The organism is Clostridium sp. DMHC 10 (assembly GCF_001270375.1).
GTDB lineage: Bacteria > Bacillota > Clostridia > Clostridiales > Clostridiaceae > Clostridium_S > Clostridium_S guangxiense.
In genome coordinates this window covers 2498977-2518719 of record NZ_LGVB01000015.1, presented here as the reverse complement: position 1 = coordinate 2518719, position 19743 = coordinate 2498977, and the positions used below count along the sequence as shown (strand labels likewise).

The 19743-nt window shown below is 27.2% G+C and carries 20 protein-coding genes and 2 pseudogenes; 1 reads left to right on the top strand and 21 read right to left on the bottom strand.

Annotated elements, in window-relative coordinates; genetic code table 11:
- Positions 1-165 precede the first annotated feature (165 nt).
- Positions 166-633: a hypothetical protein gene (locus AGR56_RS14215; RefSeq protein WP_198150060.1), complete on the bottom strand. Its 468-nt coding sequence runs from the start codon at positions 631-633 to the stop codon at positions 166-168.
- Between the two features lie 220 nt (positions 634-853).
- On the opposite strand from AGR56_RS14215, the gene AGR56_RS14210 reads away from it, so the two are divergent.
- Positions 854-1633, top strand: coding sequence for a hypothetical protein (locus tag AGR56_RS14210; RefSeq protein WP_053242781.1), 780 nt, complete (start codon positions 854-856; stop codon positions 1631-1633).
- 343 nt (positions 1634-1976) lie between these two features.
- Here the strand turns inward: AGR56_RS14210 and AGR56_RS22080 are convergent, their stop codons facing one another.
- From AGR56_RS22080 to AGR56_RS14105, 20 genes and pseudogenes are all read right to left on the bottom strand, one after another.
- A complete protein-coding gene (locus AGR56_RS22080) occupies positions 1977-2288 on the bottom strand; it encodes a hypothetical protein (RefSeq protein ID WP_242851461.1) in 312 nt (103 codons plus the stop codon).
- Between the two features lie 198 nt (positions 2289-2486).
- Positions 2487-3809 (bottom strand): annotated as a pseudogene (locus AGR56_RS14200) (IS3 family transposase).
- Positions 3810-4241: 432 nt separating this feature from the next.
- Positions 4242-5342, bottom strand: coding sequence for an Ig-like domain-containing protein (locus AGR56_RS14190; RefSeq protein ID WP_053242778.1), 1101 nt, complete (start codon positions 5340-5342; stop codon positions 4242-4244).
- Position 5343: 1 nt separating this feature from the next.
- Complete coding sequence (locus tag AGR56_RS14185) at positions 5344-5700, bottom strand: hypothetical protein (protein WP_053242777.1); 357 nt, start codon at positions 5698-5700, stop codon at positions 5344-5346.
- A gap of 154 nt (positions 5701-5854) precedes the next feature.
- Complete coding sequence (locus AGR56_RS14180) at positions 5855-6205, bottom strand: hypothetical protein (protein ID WP_053242776.1); 351 nt, start codon at positions 6203-6205, stop codon at positions 5855-5857.
- 40 nt (positions 6206-6245) lie between these two features.
- Entirely contained in the window at positions 6246-6770 is a 525-nt protein-coding gene (locus tag AGR56_RS14175; protein WP_053242775.1) for a hypothetical protein, read from the bottom strand.
- A gap of 106 nt (positions 6771-6876) precedes the next feature.
- Complete coding sequence (locus AGR56_RS14170; RefSeq protein WP_053242774.1) at positions 6877-7302, bottom strand: FxLYD domain-containing protein; 426 nt, start codon at positions 7300-7302, stop codon at positions 6877-6879.
- A 178-nt stretch (positions 7303-7480) separates the two neighbouring features.
- The gene (locus tag AGR56_RS14165) at positions 7481-8368 is read right to left on the bottom strand and encodes a tyrosine-type recombinase/integrase (protein ID WP_053242773.1); all 888 of its coding nucleotides are present in this window, start codon (positions 8366-8368) and stop codon (positions 7481-7483) included.
- A 422-nt stretch (positions 8369-8790) separates the two neighbouring features.
- Positions 8791-10182, bottom strand: a complete 1392-nt coding sequence (locus tag AGR56_RS14160; protein WP_084757047.1) for a phage portal protein — start codon at positions 10180-10182, stop codon at positions 8791-8793.
- Entirely contained in the window at positions 10151-10483 is a 333-nt protein-coding gene (locus tag AGR56_RS14155) for a hypothetical protein (protein ID WP_053242772.1), read from the bottom strand. The genes AGR56_RS14160 and AGR56_RS14155 overlap by 32 nt, the downstream gene beginning before the upstream one ends.
- Before the next feature lie 46 nt (positions 10484-10529).
- Positions 10530-12101, bottom strand: a complete 1572-nt coding sequence (locus AGR56_RS14150) for a terminase large subunit (protein WP_053242771.1) — start codon at positions 12099-12101, stop codon at positions 10530-10532.
- Entirely contained in the window at positions 12101-12520 is a 420-nt protein-coding gene (locus AGR56_RS14145) for a hypothetical protein (RefSeq protein ID WP_053242770.1), read from the bottom strand. The genes AGR56_RS14150 and AGR56_RS14145 overlap by 1 nt, the downstream gene beginning before the upstream one ends.
- A gap of 415 nt (positions 12521-12935) precedes the next feature.
- Positions 12936-14831, bottom strand: a complete 1896-nt coding sequence (locus AGR56_RS14140; RefSeq protein ID WP_084757174.1) for a hypothetical protein — start codon at positions 14829-14831, stop codon at positions 12936-12938.
- A gap of 147 nt (positions 14832-14978) precedes the next feature.
- Positions 14979-15722 carry a hypothetical protein gene (locus AGR56_RS14135; RefSeq protein WP_053242768.1) on the bottom strand — a complete coding sequence of 248 codons (744 nt, stop codon included), beginning with the start codon at positions 15720-15722 and terminating at the stop codon, positions 14979-14981.
- 261 nt (positions 15723-15983) lie between these two features.
- On the bottom strand, positions 15984-16235 hold the full coding sequence (locus AGR56_RS14130; protein ID WP_053242767.1) for a helix-turn-helix transcriptional regulator: 252 nt from the start codon (positions 16233-16235) through the stop codon (positions 15984-15986).
- A gap of 77 nt (positions 16236-16312) precedes the next feature.
- Positions 16313-17158 (bottom strand): phage major capsid protein, encoded by an 846-nt coding sequence (locus AGR56_RS14125; RefSeq protein ID WP_053242766.1) that lies wholly within the window; start codon positions 17156-17158, stop codon positions 16313-16315.
- Positions 17159-17263: 105 nt separating this feature from the next.
- Positions 17264-17824 (bottom strand): DUF4355 domain-containing protein, encoded by a 561-nt coding sequence (locus AGR56_RS14120; RefSeq protein WP_242851460.1) that lies wholly within the window; start codon positions 17822-17824, stop codon positions 17264-17266.
- A 74-nt stretch (positions 17825-17898) separates the two neighbouring features.
- Complete coding sequence (locus tag AGR56_RS14115) at positions 17899-18084, bottom strand: hypothetical protein (RefSeq protein ID WP_053242765.1); 186 nt, start codon at positions 18082-18084, stop codon at positions 17899-17901.
- Between the two features lie 210 nt (positions 18085-18294).
- Positions 18295-18501: pseudogene (locus AGR56_RS14110) on the bottom strand (transposase); the annotation flags it as partial.
- A gap of 84 nt (positions 18502-18585) precedes the next feature.
- Positions 18586-19419, bottom strand: coding sequence for a hypothetical protein (locus tag AGR56_RS14105; protein WP_053242764.1), 834 nt, complete (start codon positions 19417-19419; stop codon positions 18586-18588).
- Positions 19420-19743 lie beyond the last annotated feature (324 nt).

The following is a 19743-nucleotide window of genomic DNA, read 5'->3' as shown; positions in this document are numbered from 1 at the left end:
TTTTTGGTGTTTATAAATTCCAAATAAAACCCAATGGGATTTATAAATTATTAATCATATTAATTTAACATTTACCTGCCATTTTTTGTCAAATTATAAATACATAGTGTTTTAATGCCTCCATAAATCTTATATTCGCGTTTTATTGAGAGATATATTCATTAATTAAATATCACTATATCTAAAATAATAAAATTTATGTGGATCAATCAATTTGTATAATATAAAATAATTGTGATTTTTTATTTTATAATTTGAAATATCATTTTTAAAATACGAATTTGTTGATATCTGCAGATACTTATTATTGCTATTATAACCAACACATATATAATAAGTTTGTTTACCTATTTTATGCTTAAATCTACAAATATTACCATAACACATTCCTGAATTTAAATATTTATACCTATTATTTAATCCTCTTTTCAACACTGCATATGTTGTTTTAGAATCACTATAATTAAATAAAACAATTTTATAATTTTGTAAATAAAGCTGTTTTTTTACTTTTAAATTATCTCCAATTACACCTTTACCAACTAAATACTTTTGCATAAGTAAATCATTATCTTTAATTGAATAATCCAAATAATATAAAAATATTGACATTCCTAGTAATATGAAACTCACGGTCAAGCCTATAGTAAATTTAATTTTTTCTTCATATTGGAACCTCCTAAAAAATACTCTATATAAAAAATATATCATATTTCTTTACTTTTTTCATTAATTATATGCCATAATATTCATTAAATATCATATATTGTAAAAATATAAATTTTAAGGGGGTATAGTTAATAATATGATTAAGTGTTATATGATATAAATCTTTATGATGGGGGAATACAATATGAAAAAAAATAAGCAACTAATTTCAATTGCATTTATTTTTTGCATTGCTCTTGCTATTATTTCTATTTGGCCTATAAAAGCTAATGCAGAGACTATTTCACCTAATAAACAGGAATTAAATTTAGGTTCTTCAGAAACTAGAATAAATAAGTTAAAAAATTCAATTAGTGAACGTAAAAATATAAATTCAGTCTCTAATCCAACAGTATTAAATTCGACAGCCAATACAATGGCATTAATTGGAAGAACAAGTGGAACATATGATGGATGGATGGAATTAGATATGGAAATTGGGACTTCAAATATTTCTGGTCAGAATTATACCATTATTGGATATTATACATGGCTAACGGTTCCATTTTTCTCTGGAATAGATTTTATTGCATTAGCTCATGATTCAAATATAACATTTTCTTATTCTAACACATATGCAATGATTATGGATGATGTTTACTTAGATAATGGTAACGTAGTAACTTCTCAAACTGAATTTACTAATGCGACAACTTCTAGAATTAAAGAAGAAACATACGGAATAGGCTATAAATTTGATATAAGTCATTCAAATACTCATATACCGTACGGTTCCATTTGTGTACAAGCCAAAAAAGCCCATGCTTCTCCAGGAAGCAGTGACATAGTACTTCATTACGCACATCAGCAAATTGGTATAACTGTTAACCCAACAATATCATTTACTAGTGGTGCAGATATAGGTATTAGTGCTGTTGCACAATATGATAAAAGTCCTGCACTTGGATATCAATTAAATTATTAATATATCCATCAAAACTAATCCCTAGATTTATTTTTAATTATTCTAGGGACTTTCCTATATTTAAACTTTATTGCATTCTATGTATTACCTTTAAAAACATAAGTTTTTTGACTCCGGTTGTGTTATTGTTGTGTTGTTTTATTATATGATGTAAATGCTATATTTTAAATAGTTTCAGCATATATTTTAGTACTTCTATAAGGCTTATATTTGAGTTTTATTTTTATTGATATTAATTTACACCTTTTTTATTATTAGCTTATCTGTGAGGTACACACTAAAAAAGCACCCGCCATTTTCATAGCAAGTGCTTATATAATAATGCGCCAAATAATTATATAATCTATATTTTTGATAATATTTCCACCCAATTTGCTGGAAAACCTATTAGGTGCAAATCAATATAATTAGCATATTCACTAACTAATTGCTGCAAACTTATAAAAAATTTATTCCATATTTTATCATCAGATACCAAATGCTTTATAATAACTATATGTATAAAAATTCTTCTCTTATCAAGATCATATCCTTTGTCCTTATTTGCTATCTTTACGTTTGGAAAAAATTCATTGTATATTCTTCCGTAATATGCACATTGATTTCTCAAATGCGTTAATGATTGCAACCAAGAATCTACCAGCTTAACATTCAAATTTCAAAAATTTGCTTTAATAAATGATTTATCTTCAGGAATTAAATTAGAGTATAATTTAGATAGCATCCCAAATGACATTATTTCAGTAGCAACCCAAATATGTAACTTGCCATCATATTTTTCATTATGATGTTTAATAAAAGGTTTATTTGAATTGTAAAATGGACCCATTGTCAAGGACAATTAAAAAAGAGGTTAAGCTAAAAGCTGATTCCTGTACTTTACAGGAGTCAGCTTTTTTAAATTCCATTGGTAACGATGATTATTATAATAGTCAATATGCTTATTAATAGAATTCTCAACTTCTTCCAATGTAGTACAACTTTTATAATCAACCTCATCTTTTAGATGACCGAAAAAAGATTCTTGAGGAGCATTATCCCAACAATTACCGCGTCTGGACATGGATTGTCCAAGATTATTTTCTTTTAATAATTTTTGATATTTAGGACTAGTATAATGAACACCTTGATCCGAATGAATAAATGCGTCACTAGCTATTTTAAGATTTTTATTAGACATTAAATTAGATACAGTAATCATAACTATATCTAATTCTAGACTATTTGACACATTATAAGATAATATTTCATTAGTTGAAGCATCTTTTATGGTTGACAAATAAGCCATCTGATTAGTACCATATGGCAAATATGCAATATCAGTAAGAAGTACTTTTCCAACTATGTTTTGCTTGAAGTTTCTATTAAGAAGATTTGAAACAACTCTATGCTCTTTTGTTGCTTTGGCCATTCTTCGATATGGATTAGCTTTTCTTATTGGGCAAACTATATTATATTTTCTCATAATCCTTTGAATGCGTTTCCTGTTATATACAATACCAAAACTGTTTTCTAAAATCATTTTAATTGAACGTGATCCTTTCCTATATCCCTTAAAATTAAATGCTTTTAGTATATTATCTCTAACAACTAAATCACTGTTATCACGTTCGAGTTTTAATGATTTAGTTTTTAAATATCTATAATAGCCTGAACGTGAAACTTCAGCTAAGGTACATAAATGGCTAATATCAAAATGGTTTTTCTTAGGATTATTAACTAGATTTTCTATTAAACCAAATGCTTCTGCTGCAGTCACTTTACTTTTTCTCACCTACCTTTCTTGCAGCTCTAGTTTTTTTAACAACGCAACCTCCGCTTTTAAATATTCAATTCCAGCATTTTGCTTTGCTATGATATCGTCCTTAGTAAGTTCACGCTCACGCGGACGACCACTATTATTGTGGCGAGTATCATCTAATCCTAAGACTCCATTTTTATTATAAGCTTTTTTCCATCTGTCTGATTCACATTCAATACGTTTTAAACCAATTATATTAATATTGAATCCAGCTTCCTTGAAAATTAATCTTGGAGATTTTCCGTTATTAAATTTTGCAATAAAATGAATTTTAAATTCATTAGTATACGTGATAGCTTTATTACTGATCTTTTTTACATATTTATTTTGGGATAAATTTTCAATTTCTTCACTGGTAAATATTTTTTTACTCATTAGTAAAATCACCTCATAGACTTATTGTACAAAAAAAGACTCTATATAGATAGAGTCTTTTTTTAGTGTCTACTATATAGGGTCCATTTTATGTTGTATTTCACCTTAATTTGAAGTGATTTTCTATATTAATAAATCCCAAATAAAACCCAATTCAACATTTCACCCTCATTTCTCAAAAAACAAAAAACCTTGCAATACATTCATATCACAAGGTTTATATATGGTGCGCCCGAGGGGATTCGAACCTCCGGCACGCGGTTTAGGAAACCAAACAAAAAACTTATCTGTCCTAAATCTATTGATATATATACATTATACGGTATTTAACGGTCTAATCGACCAACGGTTTACTCACTTTTATTTAATAATTAGTATAAATCAATTCTTATATAAAATCAATACCTAAATTGTACAAAAATCCATTATTTTCTAATAATAGTTTGTAATATTTACTATCCTAGATGCCGTATTAGTTCCATCTGAAACTGTTAATTTAACTTGTCCTGCTTTTAATCCTTCAACTGTAATTTGAGTATTACTATTTACAGTAATTTGTGCATGAACATTATCACTCAAACTCCATGTAAAGTTACCTGTAGGTGTTGAATTATCTGCCTTTAATTTTACTGCATAAATTGTTGTTTTATTAACATTTACACCAGCATTCCCTGTAATTACATAATCTATAGTTGCTGGTGCGGTTACTGTAGTTGATATTATTTTAGTATATGCTTTATTACTTGCATCTATATAACTTACTGTAATATTACAAGTGCCAATACCAACTGCGGTAACTAATCCATTTGAATCCACTGTAGCAATATTCACATTATCACTTGAATATGTATAAGTTGCACTAGTAACTGATGCTCCTGTTTCATCTGAAACTTTTGCTGTAATTTGCTGTGTACTTCCATTGCTAATATTAATGCTCTGTGGTGCTACACTTAAAGTATAAGTATGTGTTACAGTATGACTTGTTATTTCACCTGCAATATCATCACCATTCATAAATCCTTGTGCTTGGCAATTTAATTTTAATAATCCTATTACAGTTCTATCTATTGCAATAATGTTCCATGCACAACCAAATTTAATAATTCTATCATTTAATGCTATCACATTTGTACTTGCATTGCTCTGTACTGTAATATACACTTGTCCATCAACTAGTTGCATATATTTTGTAGTTGTTGTATCAAATACTTTTGTATCTACAAATACAGGAGTTTTCTTTAAAATGTCCCCACACCAATAGTTCAAATAAAAAGGACATTCACGAACAACATAGATACAATATACATTATTGATATTTTGATTTAATGTAATTACAATATATATGATACTATTATATGTAATCATATCGCCTTGATGGAGAGTTTCGGCAGTATAAAAATACTTGGTGTCAATTTCTTTTGCCTTATCATCTATCTCCTTAAATACACCTTTTATATTAGTAGAATTATTTAACATGCAACTTTTACCACTTCTTTTAAGTAAAGCATTAAATTGATTAAGTTGAGTATTCATATTATCGCCTGCCCTTTGTAAATAATAAACTTACATTAGAATATTCTTCTGTTGTATCTGTAGAGGGTATTGTTGCTATTCTGCTTTTTATATCTTGTATTCTACTCTGTAAAAGTTTATATGCTTCACTTGTATTTAATCCAGTTGTATCGTCTGAAACCTTTCTCATTAAGTCAACATCATTTGCAACTGCTTCAATAATGTCCACAACGGACAATAATAAATTACGTTGCATTGTAGATTTATCATAATTATCAGTTGAAGCTAAATTATTTTCTGATAAATACATTGTATATACATCATCTTCAAAATAATCTTTGTTATTTAATTCTATTTTTAAACGGTCTAATGCTGTCATATTATCAATCTTCCTTTCTATTTAATTAATTTTTAGGATTGACTGTCACCAAATTTTGCACATAAAAAAAGTGCTTCCATAATTAAAGAAACACTTTCAAATTCCCTCGCTATATATGTTATTACTAAACAATTCTATTATTCTAAATGTAAATTTACTGAATTAATTTATTTAATGTATCTGATGGAATATATCCTTCATCTCCATTATAATCCCCTGATGCTATTTTGACATCTGCACTTGCTCCACTAAAATCCTCTATTTTTAAAGTTTCACCTTCTGATACATTTAATATTTTGCCATCTGCAATCATTTGATTAATTGAATCTTCATCTTTAGCATTCATATACTTCAACATATCATCTTCATCATCCTTTGATATACAAATATATGCACTTTCTTTTAATGTAACAGTATCCCCTACTCTGTAACTTAATCCACTATTGCTTCCACATCCTGAAAAAATAATTAAAAATAAACTCAATAATACAATTATTTTTTTCATAAAATTGCCACCTACTTTCATATTGACTCAAAAATTAATTTTAATTTACATTTACGCCAATTTTTATTAACTGATGTTTTATTTCCTTAAAATCACTTTCCGTATCCTTTACATCTTCACTATATGCATCTAATGAATCTAATTTTGAAGATGAAATATTTATTTCCACTATCTGTTTATATAAATCATTATACTTATTATAAAACTGAACTAACAAATCATATTTTTGCTTATTTTTACTAGATGGATTTTCAATTAATTTCATTTTTGCTTCTATATCGCTTTTGCCAAAATCCACTTGATTTATTAATCTTTTCTCATTAGGTTTTTGGTACAATTCTGATAAATCTACACAAACATTATCTGTAATTATCCCTTCATTCCAAGTCTTCATTACATCAGATGATATATTTTCACATATTCTTTCCTGCTCGTATATTTTATTCGCAACACTTGTTAACCTTGAATTATATATTTGATCTTTCTTATCAACATAATACCTACAACCAATAATTGCAAATATAATTAAAATCATTCCTACAAAAAAAATCATGATTTTTTTCATACAATTAGCCTACTTTCTATTATTGATATACTTCTGCTGTCACTTTGCAAAACTTAATAACCTTGGTCTGTAAATACTATGGGAACCTTGGTTTTTTAATTATTTACTATTTTACCGACACAGTATTTGCTTCTATTTTATATTTAGCATATTTATACATATTGATTGGCACTGAAAATGTTTTTGTTTCGCCTGCTCCTAAATCACTTGGCAATGTACTTGTCCAATCTTTTATTATTTTACCATCATCATCATAAAAAGTAACTTCAATATATCCATCTAAGGCTTCAGTATAATTATTTGTAACTTCTCCATCAACTTCACCATTTTTAGGGAATACTTGGTCTCTATTAATTGATACATTTGAAAACTTTAAATACTTAGAATAATTTATTTCTTTAGTAGTTTCTGTATCATTAATCGTCGAAGATAAATTATTTTTATTAATGTGATTTTTTATTATAATTATTGATAAACATGCAACAACTACTAATAAAACAATTATTATAATATTCTTTTTATTCCTCATCATAGTATACCTCTCATACGATAAATATTCTATACTTATGTAAAAATTCCTCTTATTTTTCATTTTTTTTCTGTGGGTAAAAAATACACTAACTATAGGTCGGCTTGAAGAAAAGGGGTAATTGCATTAAAAAAAATAAATTTCTACATAAAAAAATAGAGAATAAATCCTTATTCCCTAATCAGAATATATTATTTAATATATCTACTGCATTTTGTTTGTCTTCTGAACTAGAATTAACATAATATTTATAAGTAATATCTGTACTGCTATGTCCTGCAAGTTGTGCAACTGTTTTAACATCAGTACCATTTTTAATTAAAGTAGTACAAAATGTATGCCTAAACATATGAGGATTAACTGTATCAATATGTGCATCTCTACAATAACCATCTAACATTTTATTTATTGCTATCCTTGTTAATGCTCCACGTTGCCCTATTAGCAATGTACTAATTTTTGTGATTGGTCTTATTTCTAGGTAATCTTTTATTGCTTTTACTACTGCACTATTAAGATTAATTTTTCTATTCTTATTGCCTTTACCGTTCCTTATATCTACATAACTATAGTTATTACTTCCATTCCTCTCCGTCAAGCATATATCATCAAGTTCAATATTGCATAGTTCCGAACATCTTACCCCTGTATTAATTAGTATTTCATATATGCATATATCACGCTTGTTATTACTTGCATATATTGTACGTTTTAATTTATATAAGTCCTGTTTATCTATTACTTTTACTTCTATATTGTCAACACTCTTTTGCTTTACATCTTTAGTTTCTACTTTTATATTACTAATATCAGTATTATTAAGATACTTTACATACTGCACAATACTTTTGACTTTTCTATTAATGGTATTGGTGCTTTGCTTCTTATTAATGTTTAAGTATTGTACATATTGTTTTACATCTATTTCAGTTATTGTATTTGTATCTGTTCCAATTGTATCTAATAACCAACTATTAAATTGTTTCACATCTGTTCTATATGCACTTATTGTATTACTGCTCTTGCCTTCCCTTTTTAATTCATCAATGAATTTATCTATCATATTCATCTATTGCCCCTTCTTTCACTATCTTTATTATACTACTCTATACATAACTTTGCAACATAATCTTATGTTATGTATAGAGTTTTGATAAAAAAGTTATGAATTTATACTCAAAATAGTTAATTAAGAATAGAAAAACTCTATACATAACTATTTAAGAATAAACAAGAAGGATTTTATATATGATATACATTCCACATAAGTGTGGAAACTTTTCAAATGCAAACATGAAACTCATTTCATATTTATCATATTTCAAAAAATTTCCATATGGTGGCGATTTTTTTTAAAAAATTTCAACTTCAAAAAAATTTTTTAAAAATTTCTCAAGGGTAACAGGCAAAAATTTTTAATTAAAAACTTGAAACTCACTTCAACTTTAGTTACCCATAAATTTAATATTTATAATTGTTAATAATTTATTACTATTTTCCCTCATTTTTAACTTCATTATCTTGTACATTAGATGTCGTGTTTTGCGACTTCTCATTATCATTATTATCTGTATTATTTCCCGTAGAATTATCTGAATTATTTTCTTCTTTTAATCTTTCCATTTCTGTAGATACATCTGTAGTCAATGGTGACTTCTCTATAATGCTCTGTTTGCTTATAGCACCCATATTAAACTGTGTCTGTATCTCATTTAATAAATCTTGTCCATTAACTGGTCTACTATAATTAAATTCTACATCTACATAATCATTATTATTGAATGTAATACCCAATAATCCTAACAACTTATCAAAATAAAGAAATCTCTGTTGTAATCCTCTCCTCATCCATTTTTCATTTAACATTGCTTCAACATCAGCCAATTGATACAATAACTTTAAACTAACTTCACTAACATTAGCAACGTTACTATTGCCCAATGCAATCGAAGGCATATGTGCTATTGAATTTAATTGTTGCTGTAACTTATCCAAATATAATTTAACTGTATTGCTATCAATTACAGCATTTTTATAATCAAATGAACCTGCATCCAAATTAATTGAATATCCACACGCATCTGCTGGAATACTTCCTTCTATTTTCTGACCTGTTGTTACTGGCATGGGATTAAGTGATAACGTGTATATACTATCAGACATTTTTGAAAATATATCCTCAAATTCATCAAACAAAGGTTTTAAATCCTCTAATATACTTCTACCAAAATTATCATATTCACTTTCATTGTTACTGTAATGAATAGGTAATCCACTTATATTATTGCTTGTACTAATTAAACGTAAATCTCCGCCTTGATTATTCCATTGTTCAACCCTATCAGCATAATATACATTATAATAACTAACACTATTGCTCTGCATTGTATAATACTCTATAAAGCCAATGTAGTCGCCTGTATCTTCGCTATAGATAGGATATCCATCTTCACTTTTAATTATTTTACTGCATATGTTCTTATTACTATCAATATAAACATACTCATATGAATCACCATATTTAATTACATTATCAAGTAATTTAAAATCCATATTATTATAATTGCCTCTCCTATATACGTTTTGATATTCCTTAACTTTCCCCTCGCTTCCAGTAAGTGATAAAGGTTTTCCCAATAAATATGTGCTATGAAAGTTTAGTATTGTTTTTGCTTGATTTAAAATTAACTTTTTAGTTATGTATTCTTGTCCTTTCCATTCTGCATCTTCTCTTTCTAATATCTTATGATGTCCCAATAAATACTCTTTATTATTTACTACATTACTTATTCTTACAATGTGATTAGCTTGTTCAACTTCATCTTCAAACCAATTCACATTATTATTATATCTATCTGAAATATAATCCTCTAAAGTTTGCATATATAATCATCCTTTCTATTTTATTTTTGTTAGTAGATAGAAAAATAGTTGGAATTAATATTACACTAATAACATATTTCCAGTTTTCTGTACCTTTGTTTTCAGTACCCAACATAAAATTTTCTAGTTTTTCACTTAATTTCTCTATTGTATCGTTTAATTTTTGCATACTTGCATTTAAATTTTTAATTGTTTCCTGCTGTGTTGCCGTATCAACCTTAATATTATTAATATCTTTCTCATTTGCAGTTATCCTTTGCTCGTGATTATTTAATTTTTCTATTATGTCTTTATTTTCCATAACCAGTCCCTCCTTCATATAACCATCCTAAGTTAAACTTAGGACGTTAAAATTTATAATAAAATCTATTCTTCATACTTACTATTGCGAATGCGGTAGCCATTACACTATCATCATGACTTCCTGAAATTGCTCCCATACTTCCGTTATCATTAATTTCAAATACCTTCATTTCCTGTAGCAACCTTCTTGAATTAATTTTTAATTGTCCTTTAGCAAACAATTCAACAAAATCATTTATAATTAGTGATTTACTTTTATTATTAGTGTCAAATCCAACATTCCAAACTGCTCTGTTTAATTCATCATAGGATTGATATTTAGTCATATTCATATACTTATATTCATATCTTAATTTTTCAATTGCACTATGTCCTCCTGAAGCTTTTTCCACTGTAATAAGACCTTTATTATAATATCTGCCCAGTTCATCTATTATTTCAGCCATTTGAAAAGGCTTTAATTTATTATTATAAAACTCTGCTACTTGTTCGCCATTTTTGTCGAAAACTTCTATAACAGAATAATCTTGCATTGCCCCTTCACTCAAGTCCGCACCTAAAAAGTACCTTTCGCCACTCTTTGGAATTTGATATATAAAAAAAGACCTGCCATAATGATTTTTAAGTACCATAGGCAAATCTATAATATTTTCTTTCTTTATATATGTAGTTTTATTATTAATTATTGCACGTTCTACTGCATCAATTCGTTTATTATCAAATATATTACCCCCTGTACTTATAAATGCTTCTACTGCTGTTGAAGGATATTCTTGATGAAACATATCTAGTCCACTACTTGCAACTTTACCTCTACGCCACATTAATTGCTCTATAGTAGCACCCATTTTTGATAATTCTCGTTCCTCTTCATCAAGTTCATTTTCTGTAAGTAATTTATTATTATTTCTTGATTTATATAATTCGACTGCATTCTTATAATCTTTTTTGAAAAGTGTACTTCCATTGATCCAATTAAAGAAGAAACTTTTATAGTTATTTTCATTATTTTTTGCTTGAAAATATAAATCGTGAAAATAGTTGAGTCCGTTTGCAGTGGATTCGATAATTAATTTTCCTGTTGGTGCAAGTGCTTGTGTAATCGAATTTAACTGTTTTTTAGGCATCTTCCAAAAAGCAAACTCACTTAAATGTACTAAATGTAATGTATCGCCTCTTGCTACGTCCTTGTTGCCTGCGCAAGTACAAGTAATTTTACTGCCATTAGTCATCTTTATTTCTTGTCTATTATTGGCAACTGTCTTAGGTTTAAGCCATGTAGGCAAACTATTAAATTGCTGTTTTAATTTATCAAATATTGCATTACATGATTTTTGGTCATGTGATACCAGTAAACACGCACTATTAGGATATACAATACATTGCCTTATTGCTAGTCCTACTGTGCAAACTGATAATCCTAGTTGTCTTGATTTCAATACAATATTAAATTTTTCTAATCCTTCAACAAATGTTTTCTGCTCTGGTGTAAGTATGAACGGTACTGTTTTAGTATCTTTATTTACTATCTTAATAAAAGCACCTATCCATTCAACTTCATGACCATCTTCCCATAACCATTTTAACTTCTTAGCATTTTCTATTGATAAAGCCATTACTTACCACCACTCTTCTTTAAAGCAGGAATATCTATACCACTAAGATAATTGTCCATTTCATTTTGTTTATCTTCAAAGAATTCACTCTTAGAGAAATCAACTACCCATTTCGCAGCATTGGTATCTCCTTTTTCAATTGCTTTTATATACATAGCATCATATACATCACAGATTTTAACAAACCTCTTTTGCTTCATGTATGTACGTATTGCTTCTTGAACATCTTCCCTAATTAGCCAATTTTCCATAGCATTTTCAAATTCACATCCACAACTATTTTTACAACTCTTATCAAAATTTTCTTTAGTTCTGTCCTTTGCACTTGTGTCTACGTACCATTTCACAAAAGGATATATTTTATTTGAATTAACATCTAATTTTTGCATTATTGTTCCCTTTGTTGTTTTAGTTTTCATATATTAGTTGCCCCTCCTATTCAAAATTATTTATAATACAACTCTCTCTCCCGTTTCTTCATATATTTTTTTTGCATATGCCTTCTGTTCCTCGCTTGGCTTATAATATTTGTATTTAACATCCTTCTTATTTCTATTGAAAATTTTATTGATTATTTTTTTAACATAATTACATTCCTCCTCAATTAGTTGGCTTCAAGAGAAAATAAGAGAAAAAATCGCATGTAACGATTGTATTTTAATTTAATCAATTTATTTGACCAAATATAAGCATCGTAACTTACAACTTTTTAAATATTTCCTTTAAAGCCTTATATATCAATACTTTAACGATTATTTTTTAATATACTTAATATTTATCCGTTCAACTAGCTGAATATCGCATAAAAAGGATTACCATAATAGATAACCCATTTTATTTGACAATAATAAAAGGATAGCCATTTTCGGCTACCCCATATTGTTCCTTTATTTTTTTATTACATCTTATACGTTTTAAATTATATGAATCTAATATTTCCTGAATAGATTTTTTTAATTGTCGTTCTCCTTCTGTTTTGCTTGTTTTAACTTCCTCATTAGAATTTAATTCATCAATTATTTCTTTATCAGTCACATAAGATTTTACTTTTAATGTATCAAATATAATTGTAACTATTAAATCCGTTCTAACATTACTTATATTTGTTGTAGTTCTTTTTACAACTTCTTTATTTTTCTTATCATAAACTTCTTTATATTGTGGATATAATTTATTTGCAACCTCTTCCCCTTCTGTTCTATAAAACATTTCTCGTGATAAACCTTTCATCTTATAATTATTCTCATTCCATTGCTTGCCTTGATTTTCTATATCATTAAATAAAATAGTTGTATAACTTGGAATACTAAAATAATTTACGTGTTTCATATGTTTATTTTCATTGTTCGCTCCTATGGCTTGACTACGTTTTAACATATCAACAGGGATTTCTTCATCTGCTATTTTATTTAACAAATTATGATATTGAAATAATACATTCTTTTTACTTACTTCAATAGCACTATTTTTGCTTAATCCTAATTTATCACAAATATATTTCGTACTTGCATAAAAAACTACATTATCATCATTATCTGTGAATTTTTCACTATAAACATTATCTTCTGCAATTAAAAATAACTGGTCTAAATATTTTATATTTCTTTTAATATTTTTATATGCTGTAGGACATTGTCTTTCTAATTCTCCACTCAATAGCATTTTATGATTTTCTCTTAATATTTCCTTTTGTTCTTTCTGCCATTCAGTTTCAGATATTTCAATATTAAATATTTCCCTTATAAACTTATATGCTTTAGGTCTTGATTTAAAATTACCTAAAACTTCAATTATATTTAATAAATTATAAGATACACCACAACTAAAACAATGATAAATCCAATAACCTTCCTCATTCTGAAATATTGATGCAGAAGGGTTATTATCTTCATGAAAAAGACACTTAATACTTTTAGGATATTGATATTCTAAGAATTCACCTAAATTAATTTCTTTAAATATGTACTCATAAAATGCTTGATTATTCTCTAATATTATATGTGGATTATTAATTTTATTCTTTAAATATTCAGCATTTCTTTCCCTAATGGCTTTAATATTATAGTAATTATCAATAGTTTGGGTTTTAGGGGGTTTTTCGCCACAAGATAATATATGAGTATTATACATTCTATTATTATCTTGTGGCTTTTTCTCTCCGCCCTTTATATTACTAGCTTTAGAGATGTCTTTATCAATATTTATATGGTATTTTTGTATAATATTTTTATAATCAATTCTATTATCATACCCTTTATATATTAATTCTCTTCCTCCAAAATATAATCTTGATAAGTTTTTACATTTATCATCACATTCAACAAATATACTCATTAATGTTAATTGTAATTGTTTGGCGATTTTATAATCTGTTATAACATTATCAGTACAAAATACCAATCTAAATCTATTTTTTTCTTTCGTATGACTAAATGAAGTATATCCGAATACTGGTAATATATTTAATTCAGTACATTTATTTAATGCTTGTTTTATAGTTATTCCATCATCAAAATCTAATGCAAATAATTGTTGTTGTATCCAATTTTCTTCCCTTTTCCCTGATAGTTCTGAAGGTTTAAAGGTACATCCATTTGTTAATTTTTTTGATAAATCCTCAACATTTATTTCTATTGCTCCATTTGCTAATCTATTTGTAATCTTTGCTATTTCATATCCTTGTGGTTTATTTTTATATTCTATTGTATCTAACATACATTTTATTTTCATTATATATATTTCTCCTTTGACTTTAACTTTCTTTGACATAAAAAATTAAGAGGTGCTATTGTTGCACCCCTATAAACTTTTAATAACTAAATTTTATATAATTTTTATTTGTTAATGCTTGTGTGAAAATTTCACCATTATTTGCTTCTAAATCTGCTTTAAATCTGCTAAATTGATATAATGGTAATCCTTTATCTGTATATGTATTTGTTTGATTATATTTATTTTAGGTAAACAAAAAGGCAAGTTAAATAACTTACTTAGTCCGTTAAGGTCTATAGAAGTTTTTAACTCACCATCTTCATTCATGAATATCTTTTTATTTAATTTATATTTTTCTATTATATTGATAAATTCTTGCTTTGTATGCCTTTCTGCAACATCTATTAATATATCTAGTTCCATATACTTAAGATATCTTCTTTGTGTTCCACTAAAATCAATCTTCAAAGGAAAGAATGGTATATACATTCCATCAATCGCAAGTAAGACCATTAATGCCTCTTCTGTTAAATTAGATATATCATAATCATAGTAACTTATTATCTCTAGTGCTGTAGAACCTGCATATTTGCTATAATATGTATTTTCATTTATACCTTTAATTACATTAATATTTGCACTATTTTCATTTTTATTTAATGTAGTATGATTTCCCCAACACCTGCCAACATTTAAATCCATATCAATTCCACATAATTTTAAGCCATTTTTATAATTATCTGCTCTATACAACTTACTAAAACTATAAAAATGAGATAGTTCATATCCTTTTATCTGCTGTAATAAAATACATGAAAATAAACTATCTATATCGTCTGTTAAACACATATAATATTTCTTATCATTATCAACCCATGCTGGAAAACTCTTTTTAATTTCTTTATTCATAATTTTTTATGTTTATAATTTATTATTGTAAAAAAACGTTTATATATTTTTCTGTTTCCATCGCCTCACCTTCCCGTACTATTCTAAGTTACAATGTTAATTATTAACATTTTTACACCTACCTTTCAAAATTTTGTTTCTGTATTACATTTCTTTATATGTAAAATTGTATAAGTGTTATTTGCCCCTAGAACGCATTTTAAACGCTAATTAGTGTAATTACATTACTCCAATTTAAACACTAAATAACGCTCATAATGGCTATTTTTTAGTTGTTTTTTTCTTAACTTCCTCTTTAGATTCTTCTTTAAATAGTTCTTTTACCTTTTTTCTTTCGCCTTCAGTTAAATTTATATATTTTATAATTTTTTCATAATTTACTGAAGGTATAATTTCTTTTTCATTCATAATCATAGATATATAATTTTTTGAAACACCCAAATAATTTGCAATTTCTTGTTGCCTAATATCTTTCATTATTAAAACTGTTTTTATCTGTCTACCTGATAACATTAGTTTTCCTCCATTCTTTGTTTAAAAGTTAATTAAAAAAAAGGAATAGATAGTTTTACCCACCTACTCCATAAAAACTATTTATTTTTTATTACAACTATACCTGCATCATTAACTAAGCCAACACCTGCAATTAAATCTGCATTGATTTTAGTTGATTTTGTATCAATATCCCTTGCTTGCTCTGTATTAAGTTGTCTCTTATATGCAACTAATAATGAATTTTTCTTTATTATGTATGTTATGCATTGGCTATTTGTTGCATCCCATGTTCCTTTAGAAGATAATGTAACGGGCAGACCTCTAAAATCTCCAATTATATTCTGCTTTATAATTCCATTATCTTTTGTAACTGTAGTATTTGTACTATTTACAAATTCAGGCATATTAATAAATGCAGATTTCAATTTTGGACTAATAACTATGCCTTCAAAATCAGCTATATTTTGCTTGTCTCCGTATAGATTTAATGCAGTATCTACTTCTGCTGCTGTTATAGTTGTTGCACTTGCACAATTTGAAACAAGTGGTGTAGTACCTGCTACACTTACAACTGTATCATCTAATTTTTCTGCAATTAATTGTCCTATTTGTTTAGACATTTCACCTACTGGGTCACCATAACTTGCAAGTAATGCTCTATCTGTTATCTGATAACCTTTCGCAAACTGTTGTAGTTCAATTTTTTGAGTTGTATGTGTTAGCTTATCATAAGGAATTGAATCTCCTTCATTTAAAATAACTGCTGAACTTCCTAAACTCCATTTTGGGATAGTTAAACTATCGCCTGCTTGTCCTTCTAAATCATTATTAACATCAGCAAAACCTAACATAACACTATTAGTTAAAATTGCTTGTTCTATAAATGGTGTATACACCTCGGGGATTAACATATCTGCTCTCATACTTCCTGTAAATGCCATAATAAACATCATCCTTTCGTTTTTCAATTATTTTTTTATATAAAAAACAACTGACCTACAATTGCAGATCAGTTGTTAATTACACACATTTTTATTAAGTTTTAATTATTTTGATAATCTATTATATAAATCTTTATTACTTTTAAATAAATTAACTCTATCCGTATAACTCATTTTTAAGAATTGTTCCTTTGTAATAGAATCCTTCTGTGAATTATGCTGTGTAGGTTTATACGAATTATCTATTGCATTGTTTTTTATTGTATTATTGAATATCTCCTTTAAACTGCTTATTTCAGTTTTTACATCCTCTGCTCCTGTAAGATATTTTCCCAGTCCAGAAGGCAAACCCTGCTCTTTAAGTTCATTTTCAATATTCAATAATTTTTCTTTCTTAGATACTTCTTTTTCTTTATCCTCAAGCACTTTCAACCTGTTTTCAAGTTCAATTTCACCATCACTTTTCTCTTTTGGCTTGTACTTATTTAGTTCATCCTCTGCTGTCTTTAATTTTTTACTGTATTCTGTTCTAACCTTATCAGTTTCAGATTGAATTTTTGCATTAAGTAATTGTGTTACTTCCTCTTCTGTATAAGTTTTTACCTCATTTACCTTTGTATCATCTTGTTTAGTTTCTTGTGTTTCAGTTTTTGTTTCTTCTGCCATATTAATCATTTCTCCTTTCAAGTTTCCTATATCATCCCTATAAATAGTTACAATAGAAGACCCTTATAAAAATTTTATTTATTATTAAGTAAAAACTCTTGTAAGTTCTTACTAACTTTGTCTGCTACTTTTCTATCATTTTTCATGAAATGGCTCAGTGTACTCTTATGTACACAAATTTTTGTTGCTATATATGTATATTTAATACCTCTGCTTTCAACATAATTAATTACTTGTTTCCTTATTTCATCATCATTCATTTTCCTTTCTCCTCTATTAATTTCTATAAATTTACACCAACAAATGTTGCATATAAAAAAAATATATATAAATTTTTAATTGTAAACATAATCATGACCACCGGCTAAGCCGGTGGTTTGCTCAGCCCTGTAAGGCATATTACTGGCTGGGCTAAAAGCCCTCTGAATGGTCCGCCACCCGCATACTTTTCCGTGCAGTCGCTAAAGCGACTATTTTTTGTTCTTCTTTACTGGCTCACCGGTAAACGGATCAACAAGTTCTTTTATACTCATCTGTTCATATGCCAAATCTTCTTGCAATTGATTTCTTATATACTGTTCTATTTTGTTTTTGTTTTTTCCAACTGTATCAACATAGTATCCTCTACACCAAAATTCTCTGTTGCCATATTTATATTTCAAATTTGCATGCTGATCATTATCATATAGGGGATTGTATCTTGAAAGCTGCTCTTTTGAAGGTAAATATAGTTTATCATTAAAAAGTATACTGATTTATCTTTAGTTAGGGGTATAGGCAATTTTTTTATGAGTAGTTAGTATAAAAAAATCATTTTCAGTTTTTAAAGTAAAACTAACGGGTAAGTTTGCTTTAACAATGGTAACTGGGTATTCTAGACCATTATATTTAAATTGTATTTTTTTATTTTCAGCACATTTTAAAAATTCGCTTAGCTTTTCAGGTTCAACTGTAAGTGCTCTTCCTGAATCTGTTGTGTTTTTATGAGCATGCTGTTTTATAAAATTTAATATTTTTATGTCACTAGGTGCAATATCAAATTTTGAAGGATTGTATACAAATTGGTTGTTTAGGAAAAATGGTTTCATAAGTTTTAAATTTAAAATAAAATCTTTTAAGTCGGTAATCAAATATTTATGTTTTTCTTCTAATTTAAATTCAACTTTAAAATTAAGGATATTATTATTTAAAATAGAAATTATTTTTATGCCAATGTTTATGTGGGTTTTTTTACTTTCCATATTTGCAGTTCTTTTAATGTTACTTTTTTTATATACTGAATCAAAAAATTTGTATGCTGTTGCACTTAAATGAGGGCACATGAAATTATAGCCGTGTATAGAATTCTCTGTAAAATCATCACAGCTGCAATTTGTGCCTATTAGTTTTTTATTTAATAAATCTATTTTTATATGAGTTTTATAATGTGTAAAATTAATGCTATTTATTACATCACCATATATATGATATACATTATCTATTTTTCTACCCTTAATACTTGAAACTGCTCCACCAAGGAAAAGTTCTTTGCCATATTTTCTAATAATATTTGAAGAAGAGCATGAAATTATGTTCTTTAATTCTTCTAAATTCACTTTTTTCACCACTTTTCTAAAGAAAAATATCTTTATATTATAGCTTAACTTTAGTGCCATTTAAACTTATTTTATATGATATTATAAAAATAATGAACTTTTTTCTGATTTAATTGTCATACATAGTGTAGGTGGGATGTTTTTGGAAGAAAAAGAACTTAGATTTATTAGAATTTTTTTAAACTGCTCCTTCATCATTGTTACTTCGATCCCACGGTAGTGCAAGGAAAAAATTTCTCCGTACCTACGGAATTTTAGATTTAAACTTGTACAGTCCATATACAAATTTTTATAACAAAATAGATATTAAATAAACTGTTATCT